Annotated in this window: 20 protein-coding genes; 13 read left to right on the forward strand and 7 right to left on the reverse strand. The window is 60.5% G+C overall.

What is annotated here, in order from left to right; all coding sequences use genetic code 11:
* Positions 1-251 precede the first annotated feature (251 nt).
* The 3 genes from ACWKV5_RS17195 to ACWKV5_RS17205 all read right to left on the reverse strand — a co-directional run bounded on the left by ACWKV5_RS17195 (position 252) and on the right by ACWKV5_RS17205 (position 4,313).
* On the reverse strand, positions 252-1,862 hold the full coding sequence (locus ACWKV5_RS17195; protein ID WP_483842251.1) for a mechanosensitive ion channel family protein: 1,611 nt from the start codon (positions 1,860-1,862) through the stop codon (positions 252-254).
* A 180-nt stretch (positions 1,863-2,042) separates the two neighbouring features.
* Positions 2,043-2,240: a YbdD/YjiX family protein gene (locus ACWKV5_RS17200; protein WP_007949127.1), complete on the reverse strand. Its 198-nt coding sequence runs from the start codon at positions 2,238-2,240 to the stop codon at positions 2,043-2,045.
* 15 nt (positions 2,241-2,255) lie between these two features.
* The gene (locus ACWKV5_RS17205; RefSeq protein WP_123431644.1) at positions 2,256-4,313 is read right to left on the reverse strand and encodes a carbon starvation CstA family protein; all 2,058 of its coding nucleotides are present in this window, start codon (positions 4,311-4,313) and stop codon (positions 2,256-2,258) included.
* 371 nt (positions 4,314-4,684) lie between these two features.
* On the opposite strand from ACWKV5_RS17205, the gene ACWKV5_RS17210 reads away from it, so the two are divergent.
* From ACWKV5_RS17210 to ACWKV5_RS17230, 5 genes are all read left to right on the forward strand, one after another.
* Positions 4,685-6,052 carry a cache domain-containing protein gene (locus ACWKV5_RS17210; RefSeq protein WP_483842252.1) on the forward strand — a complete coding sequence of 456 codons (1,368 nt, stop codon included), beginning with the start codon at positions 4,685-4,687 and terminating at the stop codon, positions 6,050-6,052.
* Between the two features lie 32 nt (positions 6,053-6,084).
* On the forward strand, positions 6,085-6,717 hold the full coding sequence (locus ACWKV5_RS17215; RefSeq protein WP_483842253.1) for a response regulator: 633 nt from the start codon (positions 6,085-6,087) through the stop codon (positions 6,715-6,717).
* Positions 6,718-6,797: 80 nt separating this feature from the next.
* Positions 6,798-8,354, forward strand: a complete 1,557-nt coding sequence (locus tag ACWKV5_RS17220) for an efflux transporter outer membrane subunit (RefSeq protein ID WP_483842254.1) — start codon at positions 6,798-6,800, stop codon at positions 8,352-8,354.
* The gene (locus tag ACWKV5_RS17225; RefSeq protein ID WP_483842255.1) at positions 8,347-9,474 is read left to right on the forward strand and encodes an HlyD family secretion protein; all 1,128 of its coding nucleotides are present in this window, start codon (positions 8,347-8,349) and stop codon (positions 9,472-9,474) included. Before ACWKV5_RS17220 ends, ACWKV5_RS17225 begins: the two co-directional genes overlap by 8 nt.
* Entirely contained in the window at positions 9,464-10,492 is a 1,029-nt protein-coding gene (locus tag ACWKV5_RS17230) for a DUF2955 domain-containing protein (RefSeq protein WP_483842256.1), read from the forward strand. The genes ACWKV5_RS17225 and ACWKV5_RS17230 overlap by 11 nt, the downstream gene beginning before the upstream one ends.
* Here ACWKV5_RS17230 and ACWKV5_RS17235 read toward each other — a convergent pair.
* On the reverse strand, positions 10,477-10,932 hold the full coding sequence (locus tag ACWKV5_RS17235; RefSeq protein WP_483842257.1) for a hypothetical protein: 456 nt from the start codon (positions 10,930-10,932) through the stop codon (positions 10,477-10,479). The two genes, ACWKV5_RS17230 and ACWKV5_RS17235, sit on opposite strands and share 16 nt — an antisense overlap.
* Before the next feature lie 198 nt (positions 10,933-11,130).
* Between ACWKV5_RS17235 and ACWKV5_RS17240 the strand changes: the two genes are divergently transcribed.
* The 4 genes from ACWKV5_RS17240 to paoC all read left to right on the forward strand — a co-directional run bounded on the left by ACWKV5_RS17240 (position 11,131) and on the right by paoC (position 17,421).
* Positions 11,131-13,524: a DUF3772 domain-containing protein gene (locus ACWKV5_RS17240; RefSeq protein ID WP_483842258.1), complete on the forward strand. Its 2,394-nt coding sequence runs from the start codon at positions 11,131-11,133 to the stop codon at positions 13,522-13,524.
* Between the two features lie 110 nt (positions 13,525-13,634).
* Positions 13,635-14,276 (forward strand): aldehyde dehydrogenase iron-sulfur subunit PaoA, encoded by a 642-nt coding sequence (paoA, locus tag ACWKV5_RS17245; RefSeq protein WP_483842259.1) that lies wholly within the window; start codon positions 13,635-13,637, stop codon positions 14,274-14,276.
* The gene (locus tag ACWKV5_RS17250; protein ID WP_483842260.1) at positions 14,273-15,229 is read left to right on the forward strand and encodes an FAD binding domain-containing protein; all 957 of its coding nucleotides are present in this window, start codon (positions 14,273-14,275) and stop codon (positions 15,227-15,229) included. The genes paoA and ACWKV5_RS17250 overlap by 4 nt, the downstream gene beginning before the upstream one ends.
* Positions 15,226-17,421 carry an aldehyde oxidoreductase molybdenum-binding subunit PaoC gene (paoC, locus tag ACWKV5_RS17255; protein ID WP_483842261.1) on the forward strand — a complete coding sequence of 732 codons (2,196 nt, stop codon included), beginning with the start codon at positions 15,226-15,228 and terminating at the stop codon, positions 17,419-17,421. The genes ACWKV5_RS17250 and paoC overlap by 4 nt, the downstream gene beginning before the upstream one ends.
* Here paoC and ACWKV5_RS17260 read toward each other — a convergent pair.
* Positions 17,418-18,326 carry a helix-turn-helix domain-containing protein gene (locus tag ACWKV5_RS17260; RefSeq protein WP_483842262.1) on the reverse strand — a complete coding sequence of 303 codons (909 nt, stop codon included), beginning with the start codon at positions 18,324-18,326 and terminating at the stop codon, positions 17,418-17,420. The two genes, paoC and ACWKV5_RS17260, sit on opposite strands and share 4 nt — an antisense overlap.
* Positions 18,327-18,487: 161 nt before the next feature.
* On the opposite strand from ACWKV5_RS17260, the gene ACWKV5_RS17265 reads away from it, so the two are divergent.
* The 3 genes from ACWKV5_RS17265 (at position 18,488) to ACWKV5_RS17275 (ending at position 22,385) form a co-directional block, all read left to right on the forward strand.
* On the forward strand, positions 18,488-19,846 hold the full coding sequence (locus ACWKV5_RS17265; RefSeq protein ID WP_483842263.1) for a glutamine synthetase family protein: 1,359 nt from the start codon (positions 18,488-18,490) through the stop codon (positions 19,844-19,846).
* A 152-nt stretch (positions 19,847-19,998) separates the two neighbouring features.
* Positions 19,999-21,087, forward strand: a complete 1,089-nt coding sequence (locus ACWKV5_RS17270; RefSeq protein WP_483842264.1) for a polyamine ABC transporter substrate-binding protein — start codon at positions 19,999-20,001, stop codon at positions 21,085-21,087.
* The gene (locus ACWKV5_RS17275) at positions 21,084-22,385 is read left to right on the forward strand and encodes an NAD(P)/FAD-dependent oxidoreductase (RefSeq protein ID WP_483842265.1); all 1,302 of its coding nucleotides are present in this window, start codon (positions 21,084-21,086) and stop codon (positions 22,383-22,385) included. Before ACWKV5_RS17270 ends, ACWKV5_RS17275 begins: the two co-directional genes overlap by 4 nt.
* Positions 22,386-22,416: 31 nt before the next feature.
* Here the strand turns inward: ACWKV5_RS17275 and ACWKV5_RS17280 are convergent, their stop codons facing one another.
* Together ACWKV5_RS17280 and ACWKV5_RS17285 are read right to left on the reverse strand one after the other, a co-directional pair.
* On the reverse strand, positions 22,417-22,809 hold the full coding sequence (locus ACWKV5_RS17280) for a tautomerase family protein (RefSeq protein ID WP_483842266.1): 393 nt from the start codon (positions 22,807-22,809) through the stop codon (positions 22,417-22,419).
* 46 nt (positions 22,810-22,855) lie between these two features.
* Complete coding sequence (locus tag ACWKV5_RS17285; RefSeq protein ID WP_483842267.1) at positions 22,856-23,776, reverse strand: DMT family transporter; 921 nt, start codon at positions 23,774-23,776, stop codon at positions 22,856-22,858.
* A 99-nt stretch (positions 23,777-23,875) separates the two neighbouring features.
* On the opposite strand from ACWKV5_RS17285, the gene ACWKV5_RS17290 reads away from it, so the two are divergent.
* A complete protein-coding gene (locus ACWKV5_RS17290) occupies positions 23,876-24,781 on the forward strand; it encodes a LysR substrate-binding domain-containing protein (RefSeq protein ID WP_483842268.1) in 906 nt (301 codons plus the stop codon).
* Positions 24,782-24,783: the final 2 nt, after the last annotated feature.

Below are 24,783 nucleotides of genomic sequence, written 5' to 3' on the forward strand. Positions count from 1 at the left end.
CGCAGCAGATTCTCTTTATGTATTTTCAGACGCCAAGGCCGATGCGGTACTCGCAACCACTGACTGACATTGCGATAGCTACCTTATTGCCGTAAATCACAATGCTTCATTACGATCTAAATTAAATCATAATTAATCACTTTGGGCGCAACAGTGCGGATGTGCGGTCAGTAGATGTCTGAATTGGGCCATGCGGTGGGTTGCAATGCGATGAAAACTCAAACGTGGCTCGGACTCCTTGGCATCGGCGCTCAACTGTCCTTCAGCTCTTGCGCAGGTGCCTTATACCACTTGTCCCTGGGCACCCACTTCTCAGCCTGCGGATCGCCCAAATAATGCGGCGACATGATCTGCACGCCGTACTCATTGAACACATCCTGAATATTGGCGTGCAGCATGCTCAGCAATTCCGCACGCGGTCGAGGCTCTCGAGGGATCGCCTGAGCTACCAGGCGGTATTCCGGATAAAAGTCTGATAACGCGGTTTGAAATACCTGCGGGGCCGGGTCTTCAAGAATGCCTTGGGTGCGTCTGGCGGCTTCCAGCAACATCGCTTCCACCTGTCGCCACGGCGTGTCGTAGCCAATGGTCACCACGGTGTCGACCACGTAACCGGCTCCCTGCACAGTGCGCGAGTAGTTCTTGGTCACGGTGTTGGTGATCATCGAATTGGGCAGGGTCAACACTTCGCCCAGGCCCGTGCGGATGCGTGTGGTAAACATGCCCAGCTCAGTCACCGTGCCTTCGTATTCGCCAATGCGTACAAACTCGCCGGGGCGCAATGTTCGGGTATACGTCAGGATCAACCCGGCCGCCGCTTGGCCAACCACGCTGGACGCGCCCAACGAAATCATCAAACCGATCAGCACCGACAAACCTTTAAATGCATCGGTGCCGGCGCCCGGCAGGTATGGATAAGCCATGGCCAGGGCAAACAGCCACACCGCCAGGGACACCAGGCGTTGGGTTGGTTGCAGGGTTTCATGGTTCAACCAACTGAAGGTGCCGGGGGTCGCCATGCGCCGAAGCACCCGGCGCATGAAGGCGGTAACGCCTCGGGCGATAAAGTAGATCGCCACCGCCACACCCAGCCCGGGAATGGCGCCGAGAATGCCTTGCAGCAAATAGTCGCCGAGCTCCAACAGGTAGGCGTTAAGGCTTTCGCCCCATGGCCGGGTGTAGGGGAATCGCGACAAGACAAACCCCAGCCATTCATAGGTCAGCAACACCACCACGGCCCAGCGCAGCAGTTCAAACGCACGGCTGACCAACGGATAGAGGTAACTGACGTCGAGAAGCTGTGTGCGCCCGACCTTCAGCGCCTGGGTATGGCGATGCACCAATCCCGGGAGTTTCTTCAGCAGTTTGCGCCGCAGATACGCCATGGTGTAGAGCAAGGCGATGAAAATGCCGGTGGCGAGCACCGCAGCGCCAACCGACCTGATGATCAACTGCACGCTGCGCGCTTCCTGGGTTTCAGCCACCACCAGACGCAGATTTTGCGCTGCCGCTTCGGCAGCCTGCTGCGCCGAGTCGAATTCGCTGGCGTCGAAATCCTTGGGCGAAACGATAAACGCGCGCCGGCTGCCCAGCAGCACCATATAGCTGTTCAGCACCGGGTCGACGGTGACGTTCAGGTCATCCGCCTCATCCAGCGCTTCGCCGATCACCGCTTTCGCGCGCTTGACCCGCGACACCGGGGGCTCACCCAATATCGTTGCGCGAAACACCATGACGCTACGGTTGGCGACCTTCAATTCAGCCGGTGCATCCACCACTTTGGGTGCATTTTCGGCCCACACCAACACCGACCCGCACATCCCGAAAACAATCAACATCACCGCGAGCAACCTGCTCCGCATGCGTCAGTTCCTTACGCCACAGGTTTAGATCAAGGGTCTGTATCGCAGCGTAGACGAGCGATGAGTGGTTGTCAGATTCCCGCCGTTGCTGCGTGGTAAGCGATTGTGTAGCGGTCGGCGAACAAAAAAAAACAGGAGCGCGGCAAGCCGGGCTCCTGTTTTTTGTCTGGGCTTAGTGCATCAACAGCACTTCGGCCCAGCCTTGCTGCCATATCGAGCTTCCTGGCGTTCCCTGAAGAACACCTCGTAGCTCATCACCGGTTTATCCGGGTGCTTGTTCTGCATGTGCTCGACGTAGGTATCGTAGTCCGGCATGCCCACCATCAGGCGCGCGGCCTGGCCGAGGTATTTACCGAGGCGACTCAAGTCATTGAACATCAACACCCTCCTCCATCAAGCCTGTGGAATGGCCTGGAATGGCGCTTCTTTATCCGTGCGTTCCTTGGTGCCCCAGGCGGCGATGCCGACCTTGAGTGCGAAGAACAGAATACTGAAGACCACGAACAGGAACAGCGCCGTCAGCGTTGCGTTGGTGTAGGCGTTGAAGATCACATGCTGCATCTGGTCGATGCTCTTGGCCGGGGCCAGCACCTGACCGTTGGCCAGCGCGTCGCTGTATTTCTTCGCCAGGGCGAGGAAACCGATGGCCGGGTTGGCGTCGAACAGCTTGATGAAGCCTGCGGTCACGGTGCAGATCAGCAACCAGACGGCTGGCAGCATGGTCACCCAGATGTAGCGCTGGCGCTTCATTTTGATCAGCACAACCGTTGCCAACATCAGCGCGATACCGGCCAGCATCTGGTTGGAGATGCCGAACAGCGGCCACAAGGTGTTGATGCCGCCCAACGGGTCGATCACGCCTTGGTACAGCAAGTAACCCCACATCGCCACGCAACCTGCGGTGGCGATCAGGTTGGCAGGCCAGGAATCGGTGCGTTTCAGCGCCGGCACGAAGGAGCCAAGCAAGTCTTGCAGCATGAAGCGACCGGCACGGGTACCCGCATCGACCGCCGTCAGGATGAACAGCGCTTCGAACAGGATCGCGAAGTGGTACCAGAACGCCATGGTGTTTTCACCCGGCAGGACGTGGTGCAGGATCTGCGCGATCCCCACCGCCAGGGTTGGCGCACCGCCGGCACGAGCGAGGATGGTGGTTTCACCGATGTCCTTGGCCACCGCTTGCAGGGCTTCCGGGGTAATCGCAAAGCCCCAGCTGCTGACGGTTTGAGCGACGGATACAACATCCGCGCCGACCAACGCTGCCGGGCTGTTCATCGCAAAGTACACACCCGGCTCGATCACCGAGGCGGCAACCATGGCCATGATGGCGACGAAGGATTCCATCAACATGCCGCCATAACCGATGTAACGGGCATGACCTTCACTGGCCAGCAGTTTCGGCGTAGTGCCGGACGCGATCAGCGCATGGAAACCCGAGACCGCGCCACAGGCGATGGTGATGAACAGGAACGGGAACAACCCGCCTTTCCACACTGGGCCAGTGCCATCGATGAACTGGGTCAGCGCCGGCATTTTCAGGTCGGGCATGGTGATCAGAATGCCGATCGCCAAGGCCACGATGGTGCCGATTTTCAGGAAGGTCGACAGGTAGTCACGCGGGGCCAGGATCAGCCACACCGGCAGTACCGCCGCGACAAAACCGTAACCGATCAGCATCCAGGTGATCTGAATGCCAGTAAACGTAAAGGCCTTGGCCCACACCGGATCAGCCGCGATCTGCCCGCCGAGCCAGATCGAACCGAGCAGCAACGCCACGCCGACCACGGAGATTTCGCCAATGCGACCCGGACGGATGTAGCGCATGTAGATGCCCATGAACATCGCAATCGGGATGGTCGCCATCACCGTAAAGATGCCCCAAGGGCTTTCGGCCAGGGCTTTCACCACGATCAACGCCAGCACCGCGAGGATGATGATCATGATCAGAAAGCAGCCAAACAGCGCGATGGTGCCGGGGATACGGCCCATTTCTTCGCGGACCATGTCGCCGAGCGAACGACCGTTGCGGCGAGTGGACATGAACAGGACCATGAAGTCCTGAACCGCGCCGGCCAGCACCACGCCGGCAATCAGCCACAGCGTGCCGGGCAAGTAGCCCATCTGCGCCGCCAACACCGGCCCGACCAGCGGACCCGCGCCGGCGATGGCCGCGAAGTGGTGACCGAACAGTACGTGTTTATTGGTCGGCACGTAGTCCAGGCCATCGTTATTGATGACCGCGGGCGTGGCGCGATTGGGGTCGAGTTGCATCACCTTGGTGGCGATGAACAGGCTGTAGTAGCGATAGGCAACGAGGTAGATAGCGACAGCTGCGACGACGATCCAGAGGGCGTTGATCGCTTCGCCGCGGCGCAGGGCCACGACACTTAGCGCAAACGCTCCCAGAACAGCCACGGCAAACCAGGCGAGGTGTTTAGCCAGACGGGGCATAGCGTGTCTCCTGCCGACAGCCAGTGACTGCGGCGGTAATTTTTATAATTGTGTCCGCGGTGCGGAGCTGGCCCAATATCCCCGCATGCCGTCTACAAATAAATCCGCGTTACTACGTACGCGGCGCCTACGTAGTTCTACGTAGACGGGTTTGATCCCCTGTGGGAGCGAGCCTGCTCGCGAAGGCGATGTATCAGGCGACATTGATGTTGAATGACAAAATGCTTTCGCGAGCAGGCTCGCTCCCACAGGGGTTTTGTATTTCATCTCGCTGACACACCGGTCATTCCGTCCAGCAGCGCTACTGGAAACGCATCCCTTTGGCCTATGATGCCGGCCTTCGCCCTTCTTCGGTCCGGCCTGGAGCCAAGATGCAGCTCAAACACAAAATCGTCGCGCTCGGGATACTGCCGCTGGTACTGGCCATCGCGGTGATCTGTGCGCTGGTGATTTCACTCAATCGCCAACTCGGCGATCAACAAGCCCAGTTGATCGAAGACAGCATTCTGGCCAGCAAGCGTGCCGAGCTTAAAAACTACGTCGAAATGGCACAAAGCCTGATCGCGCCGCTGTACGACGACGGCCACGGTGACGCACACGCCCAGCAGCAAGTCCTGGAAGAATTGCGCAAACTCAGCTTCGGCATTAACGGCTACTTCTTCGTCTACGACCGCGAAGGTCGCAGCCTGATGCACGCGCGCCAGACCGAACTGGTGGGCAAATACCTGTGGGACATGAAAGACCCCCACGGCTTGCCGGTGATTCAGGCGTTGCTCAAAAGTGCGCAATCGGGCGAAGGCTTTCAGCGTTACGCCTGGAACAAACCCTCCTCCGGCCAGGTCACTGACAAACTCGCCTACGTGGTGATGCTGGACCGTTGGGGCTGGATGCTCGGCACCGGCATTTACCTGGAGGACGTCGAACGCGCCACGCAGCAGGCCCGTGACGAAGTGGCTCAGGGCATCCGCAAGACCATGCTGGCGATTGCCGTGGTGGCGCTGGTGGCGGTGCTGTTTGTGTTCGCCAGTGGCATGACGCTCAACGTCAGCGAGCATCGCCTGGCGGATAAAAAACTGCAGCGCCTGACCCAGCGTATCGTCAGCCTGCAGGAAGAAGAGCGATCACGGGTCTCCCGTGAGCTGCACGACGGCATCAGCCAGTTGCTGGTGTCGATCAAGTTTCGCTTCGAACTGGCCAGCCATTTGCTGGAAAACGAACAGGGCCACGACAAGGGCTTGAGCACGCTGAAAGACGCCACCGAACGCCTGGGCGAAGCCATTGGTGAGGTCCGCAGCCTCTCCCACGACCTGCGTTCTTCCTTGCTCGACACCTTGGGCTTGCCGGCTGCCATCGGCCAACTCGCCGCCGAATTCGAGCAACGCAGCGGCCTAAAAGTGACGTATGACGACAACGAATTCGACTGTCACCTGGTCGACGGTGCAGCCGTCGCGCTGTTCCGGATCGTGCAAGAAGGCCTGACCAATATCGAACGCCACGCCCAGGCAAAGAACGTTTCCATTACCCTGCACGGCGCGCATGAATCGGTACGCCTGAGCGTGGTGGATGACGGGATCGGCTTCAATGTCGCCCAGGTCGAACGTCGCCACGCGGGCATCGGCCTGCGTAACATCCGTGAGCGGGTCGAGCACTTTGGCGGACGTTTCGAGCTGATATCGATGCCCGGCAGAAGTGAACTGGACGTGCAGCTGCCGATGAAAGTGCCCGCGACGAAACGCTGACTCACCCCTTACAACAAGAGTGAACACCCGCGATGAACCTGCCCTACCCGATCCGCGTCGCCCTGGTCGACGATCATTCCCTGGTCCGTGACGGGATCAAAGCGCTGCTGGCGGTCATGGCGCCCCTGGAAGTGGTGGGCGAAGCCGAAAGTGGCGCGCAGGCGATCGAGATGGTCGGGCGCTGCCAGCCGGACCTGTTGCTGGTCGACATCAGCCTGCGCGACATGAACGGCCTCGAACTGACGCGCGTATTGCGCAGCCGGTACCCGACGCTGAAAGTCCTGGTGCTGAGCATGTACGACAATAATGAATACGTGAGCGAGTCCGTGCGTGCCGGCGCCAGCGGCTATGTGCTGAAAAACTCGCCCTCGCGGGAAATCATCGCGGCCATCGAAGCCATTGCCAGCGGCGGCACCTTCTACAGCGCCGAAATTGCCCAGCGCCTGATCGCCGATAAAAGCACCGACAACGAGCTGACCCCACGCGAAAGCCAGGTGCTGTACAAAATGGCTCAAGGATTGAACAACAAGGAAATGGCCCGCGAACTGGACATCAGCGTGCGCACCGTCGAAACCCATCGCTTGAGCATCCGCCGCAAACTCAACATCGACAAACCGGCGGCGCTGGTCAAATACGCGATCGATCACGGGATTATTTCGCGCTAGGAAAAAAACCGCCGCCGGCCACTCGACAGTTCAAACAGCCGTCTATGCTCCAGTGATCTTTCTTGGCTGGACACGGAACTATGCCTCCAAGTCGGTCCCCGCTGGTGCAACCGGGCTACCTCACCCTGCTGGGGGCGTTGGCCCTGAGCGGCTGCATTAAGCTCGGCCCGGATTTCCAGCCACCCGGTGAAGAATGGATCAAGCATTGGGACACTCCGTCCCTTGAGCAATCCAGCCAGCGCGGGGCGAATCCGGATCTGCGCCAGTGGTGGCATGTCTTCAACGACCCGGTGCTCGATCAACTGATTGCCCAAGCGGATGCTCACAACTCCAGCCTTAAAATCGCCGGTTTGCGCGTCATGGAGTCCCGCGCCCAACTGGGCATTGCGCAAAGCACGCTGTACCCGCAACTGCAACAAGTGAGCGCTGACAGTGTGTATGTCAAACGTCACCAATACGGTGGTAACAATCCGCAGGACAATAATTTCTGGCAACACAGTGGCGGGTTTGACGTCGGTTGGGAGCTCGACTTCTGGGGACGTTTCGCCCGCGCCATCGAATCCGCCGATGCGCTGTATTTTTCTGCCCAGGCCAACTACGAAGACGCGCTGGTCCTGCTGCGCGCTCAAGTGGCCGATACCTATTATTTGTTGCGCACCACCGAAGCCCGGCTGCGCGTCGCCCGTGAAAACGCCAAACAGCAAAAGCGCAATTTCGAGATCACCGAAAAACTGTTCAAGAGCGGCCAGGACGCCGAACTCGATCTGCAACAGGCCAAAACCCAATACTTGGGCACGCTGGCCAGTATTCCCAACCTCCAGGATCAGTTGCAACGCACGCGTAACGCGCTGGCTGTGCTGATCGGGCAACCGCCGGGCGGGCTGCCGCAGGTGATCGAGAATGACAGCCTGGTGCCGCTGGTCGATCGCGCCGTACTGCAAGATGTGCCCGCCAGCCTGCTGTTGCGTCGGCCTGACGTCCGCGCCGCCGAACTCAACGTGGCCGCCCAGGGGGCGCTGATCGGTGTGGCCGAAAGTGATTTCTATCCGTCGCTGACCTTGCTCGGCAGCATTGTCTGGTCGACTGACACGATCCACGGCACGTCCAGCAGCCTGGACCTGGTCGGTGGCCCCAGCCTGCGCTGGAATGTGTTCGATTACGGACAGATCACCAACAACGTGCGCGTGCAGGACGCGCGGTTGCAGCAGTTGATCGAAGCCTACCGCGACAAGGTTCGCCAGGCTGCGCGCGAGGCCGATGATGCGGCCAACGGGCTGATCCAGTCCCTGGAAAGCGAGCGCATCCTGCGCGAAGCCGGCGGCGCCGCCACGCGTTCGCTGTCACTGGCCAGCGTGCAATTTCGCGAAGGTTACTCCGACTTCCAGCGAGTACTCGACGCGCAACGGGCGCTGCTCGAACAACAGGACAATTACCTGATCGCCCGCGGCAATGCGGTGAGCAATGTCATTGCTCTGTACAAGGCCTTGGGCGGTGGTTGGTACTCCGCCCTGCCACGTGTCGACCCGGCCACGCGCCATCTGATGGAACAACGCACCGACTGGGGCAACATGCTGGACGAGCCCGCCGCCGACCTGCCCGCTTTCCCGCTACCCGCCAAGGACATTAGCCATGAGTGACGCTGCGCAGCCCTCCCCCAACGCCGCCGAGCCCGTGGCGGCCGATCCGGCGAAAAAAGGCATCAAATGGGTGTTGCTGCTGATCATCCTGAGCCTGGTCTGGTATGTGTTGGCCGACCGTTTCACGCCCTATACGCAACAGGCACGGGTCGGTGCATTTGTCATTCCGGTGGCATCGGAAGTCGCGGGCCGGGTGATCCGGGTAAACGTTCACAACAATCAGACCGTCAAGGCCGGCGACGTGGTGTTCGAGGTGGACCCGGCGCCTTACAAGATTGCCGTCGACCGCGCCCGCGCCGACCTTGAGACAACCCGTCGGCAATTGGGCGCCAGCACTGCGGGGATTGCCTCGGCGCAAGCGGCCTTGCGCGCCGCCCAAGCCAACGAAACCAAGGCCCGCCAGGAGAATCAGCGCCTGGAAGGGTTGTACCGTGAAGACCCGGGAACCATTTCCGTGCGCGTTCTCGACGCGTCACGCACCAGCCGTGAAGCCGCGATCAGTCAAACGGCGGCCGCCCGAGCCGAGGTAGAGCGTGCAAAAGAAACCGAAGGTGGCGGTGAAGACGTCAACGCAAAACTGCGCAGCGCCGCCGGGGTGCTGGAAAAAGCCGAACTGGATCTGTCCAACACGCAGACACGGGCACGCTCGGCGGGGTTGATCACGGACTTGCGCACCGACGTCGGGCAATTCGCCGCCGCCGGCAGCCCGGTGATGACCCTGATCACAATTCAAGACATCTGGATCACAGCCGACATGACCGAGAACAACCTCGGCCTGGTGCGGCCCGACACGCCGGTGTCCATCGTCCTCGATGCGGTGCCGGGTGAAGTCTTCGAGGGCCACGTGCGCAGTGTCGGTTATGGGATCAGCGTCGGGCAGCCAGCCCCGCCCGGCACGCTACCCGGTATACAAAATAGCCGGGACTGGCTGCGACCGGCCCAACGCTTCCCGGTGGTCATCGAGTTTTCCGAGCAGTCCATGAACGCACTGCTTGGCAGCGGGAACATTCGTGCCGGCGGGCAGGCTGAAATCATGGCCTTCCCTTCACCGGGCAATTGGCTCAACCCGCTGGGCCGGGTCTTTTTAGGGATGATGAGCTGGCTGTCCTATGCCTACTAAACGCACGCCACGGGCACAACGCGCGTTGCGGTTGGCCAGCGGTGCTGCACTGTGCCTGGCAATCAGTTTCGGCCTGGCGCTGCCGATTCCGTTTCTCGCGCCTGTGCTGTGCCTGCTGCTCCTGGCCTCGGTCAATCGACCGCTGCCGTTCAAGGCTGCCATTGTTCTCGCCCTGGTGGCGATGCTGACCACCGGCATCGGCCTGCTATTGATCCCGATCCTGCGTTACTACCCGTTGAGCGGCGTGCTGTTGGTCACGGTCAGCCTGTTCCTGGTCTTTCGCTGGGGGCTCAGTGGCGGCAACAACCTGATCGTGACCTTGCTGGTGATGGGCCTGACGATGATTTCATCGGCGGGCGTCGCCGAATTCGACTTGGCGGCGATGGTCATCGGCGCGTTGGTCAAAGGTTTGTTACTGGCGGTGATAGTGATTGCGATCAGTCACTGGCTATTTCCCGAACCTGCCAATGCGCCCTCTCCGCCCGCCGCCCCACCGCCGGAGGGGGTAGAAGCCAGTCGGATCGCGCTGCGTGCAACCTTGATCGTTTTACCAACGTTCCTGCTGGCCATGGTCGACCCGGCGAGCTACCTGCCCATCATCCTGAAAGCCGTCGGCCTGGGTCAGCAATGCTCCACGACCTCCGCGCGCAATGCCGGACGTGAGCTGCTCGGCGCGACGTTGCTCGGCGGATTGCTGGCCATCCTGTTCTGGTGTGCACTGAGCCTGTTTGTGCACCTGTGGATGTTCTTCCTGTGGATGCTGCTGTTCGGCCTGATCCTGGCGCGCAAGCTGTATGCGCTTAGCCCGAGCCGGTATGGCCCGGGGTTGTGGCTCAACACCTTTATCACGCTGATCATTCTGCTGGGCCAGTCCGTGCAGGACAGCGCCTTGGGCAAAGACGTCTACACCGCCTTCGCCGTGCGCATGGGACTGTTCATCGCCGTCACGCTGTACGCCTGCGTGATGGTTCGCTTGCTTGACCGGCCGACAGCGGCACCGGCTCAGGGATTGACCTGATAACCCTTGCCTTGCAGGCAGCTGGTATAGGAAGCCTGGCTGTTGGCAGCGCTGGTTTTTTCATCCGCTCGGCGTTCCTGACGCTGGCGCGAACCACCCACCACGACACCGGCCGCCGCCGCACCTTTGGCTTGATTTTGCCGATATTCCTGCTTCACGTTGTCATTCGCGTTGTCGTAAAACTCGTCGTGCTGACGCCCGCGGGCGTCGGCTGCAACAGCACCGGCAGCGGCACCCACCGCTGCGCCCTTCACTCTTCCCCCGGAAGGCGACGTGTCGGTCGAAGCCGTCTGGCTGGCCGCGATGCTCTGGCATTCATTGATATCCAGCTGGGTCTGTTGCGAACTCTGGCCTTTGGTCGGCACAACGGTTTGCGCCCAGCCCTGGGCAGATGCAACCGATAACGCGACACACAGGCTGATGGAAGACAACTTGGGCATGACGACCTCCTGCGCAGTACCGAGCAGTCCGTTGACCACTATCCCGCGCTTGATTGAGCATCAAGAAGTGTAGATCAGCCATCACCCGCCTCAGGGCCCTTATGTCGATTGCGGCCCGTCAACATGAAACTTTTCGATCGTTTCGGCCTGATGACCTAACCTCATAGGCTGAGTGACCAACAACAGGGCCGCACGCCTATGCGTCATGTATTGATGTCAGTGATTCTCGTCGCGCTCACCCTGCTGGTGCCCAGTGGCGCAGCGCTGCCTGCCGACGATCCGACACCGTCTTCAATCATTGCGCCGGAGTCTGCGCCCGCGGCGGTGTCCACCACTGAACTGCAAGGCCTGCAACTGCGCCTGGACCTGATCAAACAGCGGGTTTCACTGGCCAATAACGTCACCATGATGGTCGGCCTGCAAGATTCCGTTCAGTCGTTCATCAATGACGTGGACAACCTGCAATCATCGCTGCTGCCCGAACAGAAACAACTGCAAGCGCAACTGGATGTGCTGAGCGGTCCGGTTTCCCTGGGTGGCGAAGCTGTCGAGAAATCGGATATCACCACGCAACGGGCTGTTCTTTCCGAGCAAAAGAAAGTCGTCGATGCCAGTTTGAACACCCTCGCCGCGCTGAGAGGCAGTGCTGTTGACCTGCTCACTCAGATTGCAAGTATTCGACGCAGTCTCCTGGAAAGCGAAGTCACGCTGCGCAGTGGCAGCATCCTGGGCCGGGATTTTTGGGAACCGTTAATTAATCCCCTCCCGGAGGATCGCCTGCGGCTCATAAATTTCATTGAGCAGGCCGGCAACACCCTTGCGGCCGCCTGGCAACCCGGCCAGCGTTTTTCGGCAATCATGATTATTTTGCTGGCCCTGGTCATCTGGATCTGGGGCCGTCGGCTGGCTGATCGCGGGCTGACCTGGATTTGCATCCATCGCCTGCCTGAAGGGCGATTACGGCGAAGCACGCTGGCGCTGGCGTCTGTCGTGGCCACGGTATTGACCACGGCGTGCGCACTGCAATTGCTGTTTTACGCGCTCACGCGAGAACTGCCGTTGTCGCCGATGATCCAGAACTTCGCCGAGGAATTCGAAAGGGTGGTCTATACCTGCGTGCTGATCACCGGGTTGAGCCGGGCATTGCTGGCCAACCAGCACCCCTCCTGGCGACTGCCCGCTATCGAAGACTCCGTCGCGGAGGCCATTCAGCCCTACCCCAAAATACTGGCCGCCACCCTGCTGGTGATGGCGTCGGCGGCGCAAATCAGCAATGTCTCCGGCATGAGCGGCCCCGCCTTGCTGTTGGGACGAGGCTTGATCGCGCTGGTGGTCGCGGTGATTTTCACCCTGCTGTTCCGCCGCGCCAGTCACGCCCGTAGAGTCCTGGTAGCCTCCGGCGAAGCTACTGAAACGGGGACGGCCCTCGCCGGCCTGATTTACACCTGCACGATCATTGCACTGGTCATCTCGTTCTTCGCCTTGCTGATCGGCTACGTCTCCCTGGCAAGGTTCATCACCTACGAACTGGTCTGGGGATTTATCATCCTCTCCGGCTTCTACATGCTGATCCAGTTGCTCAAGGACAGTTGCGAATACCTGTTCTCACCCAAGAGCCCGAGCGGCAAGGCGATCAAACAGTTGCTGGGGATGGGCGATGTACGCCTTGAGCAAGCCCAGATCATTTTGTCCGGGGCCGGTCGTGCGACGTTAATACTGTTGGCGGTCATTTCGCTGTTTGTCGGCGGCGTGGGCACCACGTTCGGGCAACTGGTGGCCCAGGCAATGTCGATTCTCGGCGGCGACGGCTTGCGCAAACTGAACATCATCCCGGGTCATTTGCTCAACGCCATCCTGGCCCTGTTTGTCGGTATCTACCTGATTCGGGCGCTGTGCCGCTGGCTGGATAACGAGTTCCTGCCAAAAACCGACATGGACCCCGGCATGTGTGCCTCGCTGAGCACGCTGTTCGCCAACATCGGCTATGCCCTGGTGATTCTGCTGACCTTGTCTTCACTGGGCATCAAGTGGACCAACCTGGCGTGGATTGTCAGCGCCCTGTCGGTGGGTATCGGTTTCGGCTTGCAGGAAATCGTCAAGAACTTCGTCTCCGGCCTGATCCTGCTGACCGAGCGTCCGGTGAAGGTCGGCGACCTGATCAGCATCAGTGGGGTCGAGGGCGATATCCGCCGCATCAACGTCCGGGCCACCGAAATACAACTCGCCGACCGCTCGATCGTGATCGTGCCTAACTCCCAATTGATCTCGCAAAACCTGCGCAACGTGACGTTGGGCGGCAGTGCCCAAGGCGTGGCGAGCCTTGAGTTGATGTTCCCGCTGGACATCGACCCGGAGCAGGTGAAAGACCTGCTGTACGACACCTACCACGAGAATGAGAACATCCTCGACAAACCGGCGACGTTTGTCCGCTTCAGCAAACTCAGCCCGGATGGCATCACCCTGACCATCACCGGTTACGTCAGCAGCCCGAGAATTGTCGGCATCACCAAAAGTGACCTGTTGTTCGAGATTTTGAAGCGCCTGGGCGCGGCGGGTATTGAACTGGCCAAACCGGCGACCCCAGCGGATTGATGAGCACCGCTCATAACTCTATAGACGAATTACGCAAAAACATTCGCCGCTCAGGCGGGTCACTCTTTCTGTGAGCCTTGGCCATGCCCAAACGAACAGGAATCGAATCAATGGACAACCGTGCCCCGCTACCGCTTTCCAGACGCACCTTCCTGATCGTCGGTGTCGTAACGGCGACAGCCATGGTGCTGCCACCCTTTATTTCGGCCAAAGCCTGCGCCGCCAATGCCGCGCAGCCGATCAAGGCTGCCGTGTCCCTGTCGGTCAATGGCCAACAGCGCCACCTGGACCTCGACACCCGAACCACACTGCTCGATGCATTGCGCGAACACTTGCAGCTCACCGGCACCAAAAAGGGTTGTGATCACGGCCAGTGCGGTGCCTGCACGGTGATCGTCGATGGCCGGCGCATCAACGCTTGCCTGACACTGGCGGTGATGCACGACGGCGCCAAGGTCACCACCATCGAGGGGCTGGGCACGCCTGAAAAGCTCCATCCGATGCAGGCCGCGTTCATCAAGCACGACGGCTACCAATGCGGTTATTGCACGCCGGGGCAGGTCTGCTCGGCAGTCGCGGTGCTCGAGGAAATGCGCGCCGGCATTCCGAGTCACGCCAGTGCCAGCCTGACCGATTCGCCGCAACTGATCGCCAGTGAACTGCAGGAGCGCATGAGCGGCAACATCTGCCGCTGTGGCGCGTACTCCAACATCATCGAAGCGATCACCGAAGTCGCGGAGGCCAACGTATGAGGCCCTTCACTTACCTGCGTGCCAAATCCCCCGCCGAAGCCGCTGCATTGGCAGCTCAGGTCAACGGCTCACGGTTTATCGCCGGTGGCACCAACCTGCTCGACCTGATGAAACTGGACATCGAAACCCCCACGCACCTGATTGATGTCAACGGTCTGGCGCTGGAGCGGATCGAAGCCACACCCGAAGGGGGCTTGAGAATCGGTGCGCTGGTGCGCAATACCGACCTCGCCGCCGACGCCCGGGTTCGCAAGGACTACGCGCTACTGTCGCGCGCCCTCCTCGCGGGTGCTTCCGGCCAGTTGCGCAACAAGGCGACCACCGCTGGCAACCTGTTGCAACGCACGCGCTGCCCGTATTTCTACGACACCCATCAAGCCTGCAACAAGCGCCAACCCGGCAGTGGCTGTGCGGCCATCGGTGGTTTCAGTCGTTCGCTGGGCGTCATCGGCGTCAGTGATGCCTGCATTGCCACGCACCCCAGCGACATGGCTGTGGCCATGCGTGCACTCGATGCGCAGGTGGAAACCGTACGCCCCGATGGCTCGACCCGGGTGATTGCCATCGCCGATTTCCATCGGTTGCCAGGCAACACGCCGAACATCGAAACCACGCTGGCAGCGAATGAGTTGATCACCGCCGTGACACTGCCGGCGCCACTCGGCGGCACGCACATTTATCAGAAGGTTCGAGACCGCGCTTCATACGCGTTTGCGCTGATTTCCGTGGCGGCCGTCATTCAGCAGGACGGCAGCGGCCGCGTCGCGCTGGGCGGCGTTGCGCACAAGCCATGGCGAGTCGAAACGGCTGAAACGGCAATGCCGCAAGGGGCAAAAGCCGTGGCAGATCAGTTGCTCGCCGGCGCGACGCCCACCCCGGAAAACGCCTTCAAACTCACCCTCGTCGAGCGCACGCTCGCGTCGGTCATGGCTCAAGCGAGGACTCACGCATGAAATTCGACACCCTCGCCACCACCAATCCCATCGACCAGATGAAAGTGGTCGGCAAGCCCACCACCCGTATCGAAGGGCCATTGAAGACCACCGGTACTGCGCCTTATGCCTACGAACACCACGACGTAGCGCCGAACCAGGCGTATGGCGTGGTCGTCGGTTCGGCCATCGCCAAGGGCCGCATTGCCTCAATGAACCTTGAAGAGGCGCAGTCCGCTCCGGGCGTGATCGCCATTGTCACGGCCACCAACGCCGGCAAGTTGGGCAAAGGCAAATACAACACCGCAAAACTGCTTGGCGGTCCTGAGATCGAGCACTACCACCAGGCCGTGGCGCTGGTGGTGGCAGAGACCTTCGAACAGGCACGGGCCGCTGCGCAGCGAGTCGACATCCAGTATGTCAAAAGCGAGGGCGCCTTCGATCTGGCCAGTGTTCACGGTTCCGGCGAGCCCACCAAAGAATCGCCGGACACCACCCATGGCGACTTTACCGCGGCCTTCGCGACAGCGCCGGTGCAGTTTGATGCGACGTACACCACCCCGGATCAAGCCCATTCGATGATGGAACCCTTTGCCTCGATCGCCGCGTGGCAAGGCGATCAACTGACCGTGTGGACCTCGAATCAGATGATCGACTGGTCGGTGACTGACCTGGCGACCACGCTCGGTATCCCGAAGAAAAATGTGCGCCTGATCTCGCCCTACATCGGCGGCGGCTTTGGCGGCAAGCTGTTCCTGCGCTGCGATGCAGTCCTCGCCGCCCTCGGCGCGCGCCTGGCTGGTCGGCCGGTGAAAGTCGCGCTGGCACGGCCGATGATCTTCAACAACTCGACCCACCGCCCAGCAACGATTCAACGCATTCGCATCGGCGCCACCGTGGACGGCAAGATCACCGCCATGGGCCATGAAGGCTGGTCCGGCGACCTGCCCGGCGGCAAAGTCGAAAACGCCTCGCAACCGAGCAAACTGCTGTATGCCGGGGACAATCGCCTGGTGTCGATGCGCCTGAGTACGCTTGATCTGCCGGAAGGCAACGCCATGCGCGCACCGGGTGAAGCACCGGGGCTGATGGCACTGGAAATCGCCATGGACGAGATGGCCGAGAAACTCAAACTCGACCCCATCGAGTTTCGGATCATCAACGACACTCAGGTCGATCCGGTCGACCCCAAGCGCCCGTTCTCCCAACGACAATTGGTCGAATGCCTGCGCACCGGGGCCGCGCGATTTGGCTGGGACAAACGTCATCCACAGCCGGGCACTCAACGCGAAGGTCGCTGGCTGATCGGCATGGGCGTCGGCGTCGCGTTTCGCAACAACCTGCAAGTGAAATCCGGAGCACGGGTGCGTCTGGATGCCAGTGGCACGGTGACCGTGGAAACCGACATGACCGATATCGGCACCGGCAGTTACACGATCATCGCCCAGACCGCCGCCGAGATGATGGGCGTCGGCCTCGATGACGTGGTGGTGCGGCTCGGCGATTCGAGCTTTCCGGTGTCCTCCGGTTCTGGCGGTCAGTTCGGCGGCAATTGCTCGACGGCGGGCGTGTACGCGGCGTGCGTCAAACTGCGCGAAGCGGTAGCCCGACAATTTGGCGTCAACGTGGAAGAGGCTGTGTTTGCCGGTGGTGAAGTCCATGCGGGCGGCAACACCTTTGCGCTGCACGATGCGGCCACCGCAGGCGAAATCGTCGCCGAGGACTCCATCGAATTCGCCGAACTGAGCAAGCAGTACCAGCAATCCACCTTCGGCGCGCACTTTGTCGAAGTCGCGGTCGACAGCGCAACCGGTGAAACCCGCGTACGGCGGATGCTCGCGGTGTGCGCAGCCGGGCGGATTCTCAACCCGACCTCGGCGCGCAGCCAGGTGATCGGCGCGATGACCATGGGTGTCGGCGCGGCGTTGATGGAGGACCTGGTGGTCGATAAGCGCCTGGGCTTCTTCGTCAACCACGACCTGGCCGGCTACGAAGTGCCGGTGCATGCGGACATCCCGCATCAGGAGGTGATTTTCCTCGACGAAACGGACCCGGCCTCATCGCCGATGAAAGCCAAGGGCGTCGGCGAGTTGGGTTTGTGCGGCGTCAGTGCGGCAATTGCCAATGCGATCTACAACGCCACCGGCGCGCGCGTTCGGGAATACCCCATCACGCTGGACAAGATTTTGCAGAAGCTGCCGCCGATGATCTAGCGTTGGCCGCCGCGCTTGAGCGTTTCACTCGGCAACTCTTTGAACAACGCCCGATAGCTGCTGGAAAATCGCCCCAAATGCCAGAACGACCAGTTCATTGCCACTTCAGCGACGGTGGTCTCGTTGGGGGTGCGGCTGAGCAGTTCGCGGTGTGCGCTGTTGAGCCGGCGCAGGCGCAGCCAATGGGTCGGCGTCATCCCGGTGAAGGCCTTGAACGCATGCTGCAACTGGCGCAACGAAACCCCGGCGACCTGGGAAAGCTCGAGCAAATTGAGGGTTTCTTCCGGGGAATCGGCGGCCCACTCGCCGATGCGTTTCATGACCGCGCGCTCTTCGCTGCGGCGCTGTAAGCCACCCCGGTCGAGGCGCACGCAGGCGTTGTCGAGGATGTACAAACAGTCCTCCAGCAATTGCTGCGTCAAGGCTTCCTTGCTCGGTGGGTCGAGGGTTTCGCCCAGGCGGGTCAGCGTGCCGCTCAACCAGCGGCTGAACAATGCGTTCTGCCCCGAGTTCAGCGGCGACAGGAACAACCCTTCCAGCCGCTCCACGTCCAAACCCTGTCGCTGAACGAACTCCGGGCCGAACACCACGGCGATTTCCTGGTAGTTCTCGGGGGTGATCCAGATGTTGCGGCTTTCGCCATTGAGCAGGTAAAGCGCGTTGTCGCTGCGATCGAAACAGAACGCCAACGACCCTTGCGGCGCGCTGAAATTCTGCTCGACGCGGGTGTTCATCTGTTCTTCGTAGATCTCCACGCCTTGCAAGTCCAGATAGCGCACACGCCCGGCGAAATGCCCCGGGGACATTTGCTGATAGTGCTGGACCCAACCCGGTGTGGCGCGGATTTGCTCGGCGACATCTTCGGTGTTGAACGCTTGAACCTGAATCGGACTGGACGCTGACATGGGTGACCTGACGCACTCGTTTGGTGCGTTTTGGTGCTGCTTAAAGTGGATAGATGGAACCGCAAGGCTCGCCCAAGATAGTCGTCAACGCGTCTCAGGGGAAGAGTGCGGTGGATGAAACCGCCCTCCCCGACGTTAATAAAACCAATAACGAGGTCTTTATGAATGTCCCTTTCGATCAGCTGTTCACTTGGCTGAAAGATCACAAGATTACCGAAGTCGAGTGTGTGGTCAGTGACTTGACCGGCATTGCACGCGGCAAGATTGCACCCACCAACAAGTTCCTGCATGAGCGAGGCATGCGCCTGCCGGAAAGTGTGCTTTTGCAAACGGTAACCGGGGACTTTGTCGACGACGACATCTACTACGACCTGCTCGACCCGGCCGACATCGACATGGTCTGCAAGCCGGACCCGAATGCGGTCTACGTGATTCCATGGGCCATCGAGCCGACCGCCATCGTCATCCACGACACCTTCGACAAGTTCGGCAACCCGATCGAATTGTCGCCGCGCAACGTGCTGAAGAAAGTGCTGCAGTTGTACACCGACAAAGGCTGGCGGCCGATTGTTGCGCCGGAAATGGAGTTTTACCTGACCCAGCGATGCGAAGACCCGGACTTGCCACTCAAGGCACCAATGGGCCGTTCGGGCCGTGCCGAAAGCGGTCGTCAGTCGTTTTCCATCGACGCGGCCAACGAATTCGATCCGCTGTTCGAAGACGTCTACGACTGGTGTGAACTGCAGGGCCTGGACCTCGATACCTTGATCCACGAAGACGGCCCGGCGCAGATGGAAATCAACTTCCGTCACGGCGACGCACTGGACCTGGCGGACCAGATCACCGTGTTCAAGCGCACCCTGCGTGAAGCGGCGCTCAAGCACAACGTCGCGGCGACCTTCATGGCCAAACCGATTGGCGATGAGCCCGGCAGCGCCATGCACATCCACCAGAGCGTGGTCGACATCGCCACCGGCCTGCCGATCTTCGCCGACGCCGATGGCAACATGAGCGAGTTGTTCCTGCACCACATTGGTGGTCTGCAAAAGTACATCCCCAAACTGCTGCCGATGTTCGCGCCTAACGTGAACTCGTTCCGCCGCTTCCTTCCGGACACCTCGGCGCCGGTCAACGTTGAATGGGGCGAAGAAAACCGCACCGTCGGCTTGCGCGTGCCGACCTCGTCGCCGGATGCGATGCGCGTGGAAAACCGCTTGCCGGGCGCCGACGCCAACCCGTACCTGGCGATTGCCGCCAGTTTGCTGTGCGGTTACCTGGGCATGGTCGAGCGCATCGAACCGAGCGCTGCAGTGCAAGGACGCGCTTATGAGCGTCGCAACCTGCGCTTGCCGATCACCATCGAGGACGCCCTGACCCAGATGGAAGAATGCGACACCGTCGAGCGTTATCTGGGCAGCAAGTTTGTTCGCGGCTATGTCGCGGTCAAACGCGCGGAACACGAAAACTTCAAGCGCGTGATCAGCTCCTGGGAGCGTGAGTTCCTGCTGCTGAGCGTCTGAGACCTGATTTGCCTGTACTGGCCTCTTCGCGAGCAGGCTCGCTCCCACATTTGAAATGCATTCCCCCTGTGGGAGCGAGCCTGCTCGCGAAAGCGGCCTCAGGAACACCAAAGAATCTCCGGAAGAATCCAATAATTAGAAGAGGTGTCGATATGCGTCTATTGAAATCCATGGTCCCGGTCGCGCTGGCGGCAATGTTCAGCGCCGGTGTGCAGGCTCAGCCACAGGTCAGCGTCTACAACTGGACCGATTACATCGGCGAAACCACCCTCGCCGACTTCCAGGCCAAAACCGGGATCAAGGTGATCTACGACGTCTTCGACTCCAACGAAACCCTGGAGGGCAAACTGCTCGCGGGCCGCACCGGCTACGACGTAGTCGTGCCGTCCAACCACTTCCTGGCACGCCAGGTGAAAGCCGGCGCGTTCCTGAAACTCGACCGCGAACAGCTGCCGAACTTCAAAAACCTCGACCCGAAACTGTTGGCGCTGCTGGAAAAGAACGACCCGCAAAACGCTCACTCGGTACCGTACCTGTGGGGCACCAACGGCATCGGCTACAACGTCGACAAGGTCAAGCAAGTGCTGGGCGTCGACCATATCGATTCCTGGGCCGTGCTGTTCGAACCGGAAAACATCAAGAAACTCAGCCAGTGTGGCGTGTCGATGATGGACTCGGCGGATGAAGTATTCCCGGCGATGCTCAACTACATGGGCATGGACCCGCGCAGTGAAAACCCTGAAGACTTCAAAAAGGCCGAAGCCAAGTTGTTGGCCATCCGCCCTTACATCACCTACTTCCACTCCTCGAAGTACGTGTCCGACCTGGCCAACGGCGACATTTGCGTAGCGTTCGGCTACTCGGGTGACGTGTTCCAGGCCGCCAACCGTGCCAAGGAAGCCAAGAACGGTGTGAACATCGCCTACGCCATTCCCAAGGAAGGCAGCAACCTGTGGTTCGACTTGCTGGCTGTTCCCGCCGACGCGAGCAACCCAAAAGAAGCCCACGCGTTCATCAACTACCTGCTGGACCCAAAAGTGATTGCCAAGGTCAGCGCGTCGGTCGGTTACGCCAACCCGAACCCGGCGGCCAAGGAATTCATGGACCCGGAACTGGTGAACAATCCTGAGGTGTATCCCTCGCAGGCCGTCCTCGACAAACTCTACATTTCGACCACCCCGCCCCAGGCGATCATGCGTTTGATGACCCGTTCCTGGAGCAAAGTGAAGTCCAACAAATGACTCAGTACAGCAACGAACACACCCATTCCTACTACGCCGCGTCGGCAAACGGCCTGACGCCGCGCCCCGCGCTGGCCTCGGACCTGACGGCCGATGTCTGCGTGATCGGCGGCGGCTTCACCGGCGTCAACACCGCCATCGAACTGGCGCAGCGCGGGCTCTCGGTGATCCTGCTGGAGGCCCGGCGGATTGGCTGGGGCGCCAGCGGGCGCAATGGCGGCCAGTTGATTCGCGGCATCGGCCACGACGTCAGCGGGTTTGCCAAGCATGTCGGTGCCGAAGGTGTGCGCTACCTGGAACGGGCCGGCGTCGAATCGGTGCAAGTGGTGGGCAACCGGGTCCGCGAACACGGCATCGATTGCGACCTGCGCTGGGGCTTCTGCGAACTGGCCAACACCCCGGCGCAATTCGCCGGGCTGAAGGCCGAACACGCGGAACTGATCGCGTCGGGCTACGCCCATGAAACCCGTCTGGTCGAACCCGGACAGATCCGCGAGCAAGTGGTGAACTCCGGCGTGTATGCCGGCGGTTTGGTCGACATGGGCTCGGGGCATTTGCACCCGCTGAACCTGGTCCTCGGCGAAGCCAAGGTCGCGCAATCCCTCGGCGTGCAGATCTTCGAGCAGAGCCCTGTGCTGGAACTGATCCACGGCAATACCGTGCAGGTGCGCTGTGCCGGTGGCACGGTGCGAGCCGGCAGCCTGGTACTGGCGTGCAATGCGCATCTGGAGGAACTCGAACCCAAGCTCAGCGGCAAGGTGCTTCCGGCGGGCAGCTACATCATCGCTACCGAACCGCTGTCGCAAGAAGCCGCGGCGCAGCTGATCCCGCATAACGTCGCGCTGTGTGACCAGAAAGTCGGCCTGGATTACTACCGGCTCTCGGCGGACCGGCGTTTGCTGTTCGGCGGGGCTTGCCATTACTCCGGTCGCGATCCGGCGGACATCGCCGCCTACATGCGCCCGCACATGCTCAAGGTGTTCCCGCAACTGGCCAATGCACGGATCGACTATCAATGGGGCGGGATGATCGGCATCTCGGCCAACCGCTTCCCCCAGGTGGGTCGCTTGAGCCAGCACCCGAACGTGTTCTACGCCCAGGGCTACTCCGGCCATGGCCTGAACGTCACCCATTGGTGCGCCAAACTATTGGGCGAAGCCATCCATGCCGGGCACAGCAAAGGCTTCGATGTGTTCAGCGCCGTGCCGCACATGACCTTTCCCGGCGGCCGCGCCCTGCGCTCACCACTGCTGGCGCTGGGCATGCTCTGGTACCGGATGCGCGAAATGTTGGGTTAACGGTGTGTGGCGAGGGGGCTTGCCCCCTCCGTCAATCGACGGGTGCGTATTGCATCTCGCCATTGCCGAACGACCAGTCCTCGCGCTTCACGTCCACCAGACTGATCCAGATATCTTCCTTGCGCAGTCCTGTCCTTGCATGAATGCCCTGGGCAATTGCCTGGTAAAACGCTTTCTTGACCTCAACGGTTCGCCCGGCATTCCAGGTCACTTGAATGAACACAATCCCCGGGGTGTAAGTCAGGCCCAAGTAGCCAGCCGACGGATAAACCAGCTCATCCTTGCGGTGGCGATTGATGATCTGGAACTTGTCATGTTCGGGAACGTTGGCCGTCTGCATCATGGCCTCGTAGACCACATCGCTGATGGCGGCGACGGTTTCTTCGGAGGTATCAGCGGCAACATCGATTCTGGCTAAAGGCATGGTGGTTTCCTGCTGGGGTTGAGGGTTTGTTTGTTGGAGGACGTTTTTAAAGCGGTTTTAAAGAAGACGCGGTGGCTATCGGGCGCGGCGCAGACTTCCCGACCTGCAATACATAGACCCCGACGACGATGCACAGCAGTGCCAGCACATCATGGGCCTGCAACGGTTCATGGATCAGCAATGCACCAATGCCCAGTGCCACGACGGGCGGAATGTAGGTGACACCCGCCGCCTTGAGCGCGCCGAGGTGCTGCACCAGGAAGTAATACAACAGGAACGCCACGCCGGTGCCGATGACCCCAAGCCCGAACACCAGCCCACTCAAGGCGACAGGCTCGTGTGCAATGCGCTCGATCCCGTGAAGGTCGGCGGTCAACAACAGCACCAGCAGTGCCAGGCCGATCTGGTATGTGGACAGCGCCAGCGGCGACAGATCCTTGTCCATCAGGAACCGTCTGGCGTAAACGAATGAGCAACCCAGGCTCAGCGAACCGCCGACCATGTACAGCACGCCACGGATATCAACGCCATTGCCGGCGCTGTTCCATGGCTGAGCGATGAGCAGCACACCGACAAAACCGATCATCAGGCCCGTCACCGTCAAGCGATTGATCGGTTCCTGGCGCAAAAACACAAACGCCGTCAAAAAGGCGAAGAGCGGAATCGCACCACTGAGCATGCCGGCGATTCCCGAAGGAAGCAGCGCCGCGCCCTTGGCAAACGCCAGGTAATACACGGTGGTGGCGAGCAACGACATAACGAAGAAATGGTGCAAGTAGCGCAAATGAGACCAGCGCAACGCACGGCGTGACAGCGCCAGGACAAGGATCGGGACGAAACCGAAGAGCACCCGCAACAGCACAACCTGCATCGGCGTAATCACCTCGGCAGCCCACTTCATGAAAATGAAATTGGTGCCCCAGATCAGCCCGAGCAAAGCAAAGGCAGGATAGACAAATTTGTTCATGATGAACCTCTCCACGGGGAGTTAATGTGCGAAGGTACGGGCTGAAGGCCGAACTGAACAAACGATTAAAAAACCTGCATGGAGTAGAAAAACTTCAGTATGAACAACATGCCTCCCCTCAAGGCCCTGCTCGCATTCGATGCCGCGATGAAACACGCCAGTTTTACTGAAGCGGCGGCTGAACTGCATGTCACCCCGGGCGCCGTGGGCCAGCAGATTCAGAAGCTCGAAGAATGGTTGGGTACGCCGCTGTTCATCCGGTCGGTGCGGCAAGTCCAGCCGACTCAAGCTGCGCTGAACTACTGGGCCGCCGTGCAACCCGCATTGCTGCGGATCCAGCAAGCCAGCAACGAGCTGCGCCTGAGCAACGTCAATGAAGTGTGGCTGTCCATGCCGCCGACGCTGGCTGCGAAGTGGTTCGCGCCACGAATGGCCGACTTCTTGAGTTTCAGGCCCGACATTTCCCTGCACCTGAGCGCATCGACGGCGTTGATCGACTTTGAGCGGGATCGGGTTGATCTGGCGATTCGCTACTTTGACGGCAACGATCCGACGCTGGACGCAACCTTGCTGTATCCGGATGAAGCCCGGCTTTATTGCTCACCCGACTATGCCCGCAAACTCAAGCTCAAAGGCCCCGAAGACCTGGTGCGGGCCACACTCCTGCAAACCACCCTGCTTCCCCACTGGACGCCGTGGTTCAAACGGTTCAGCCAATTGACCGACGCGCAGGTGGCTGGCATCCCCAGTCAACATTTCGACCAGTCCATTCTGGCCATAGAAACGGCACGACATGGACAGGGGGTTGTACTGAGTAGCGCGGTCCTGACTGAAGTGGAAATGCGCAATGGCTCGCTGTGCGAACCCTTTGAAATGCGCCTGCCGGTATCCAGAGGCTATTACCTGGTTCACCACCGTCAGGCTGTTTTACGTCCAGCCGCTGCGGTATTGAAGAAGTGGTTGATTGATCGGGCCCGCGCGGAGCAATCAACCACTTCCACGTGACC

This window comes from Pseudomonas oplopanacis (assembly GCF_057128725.1).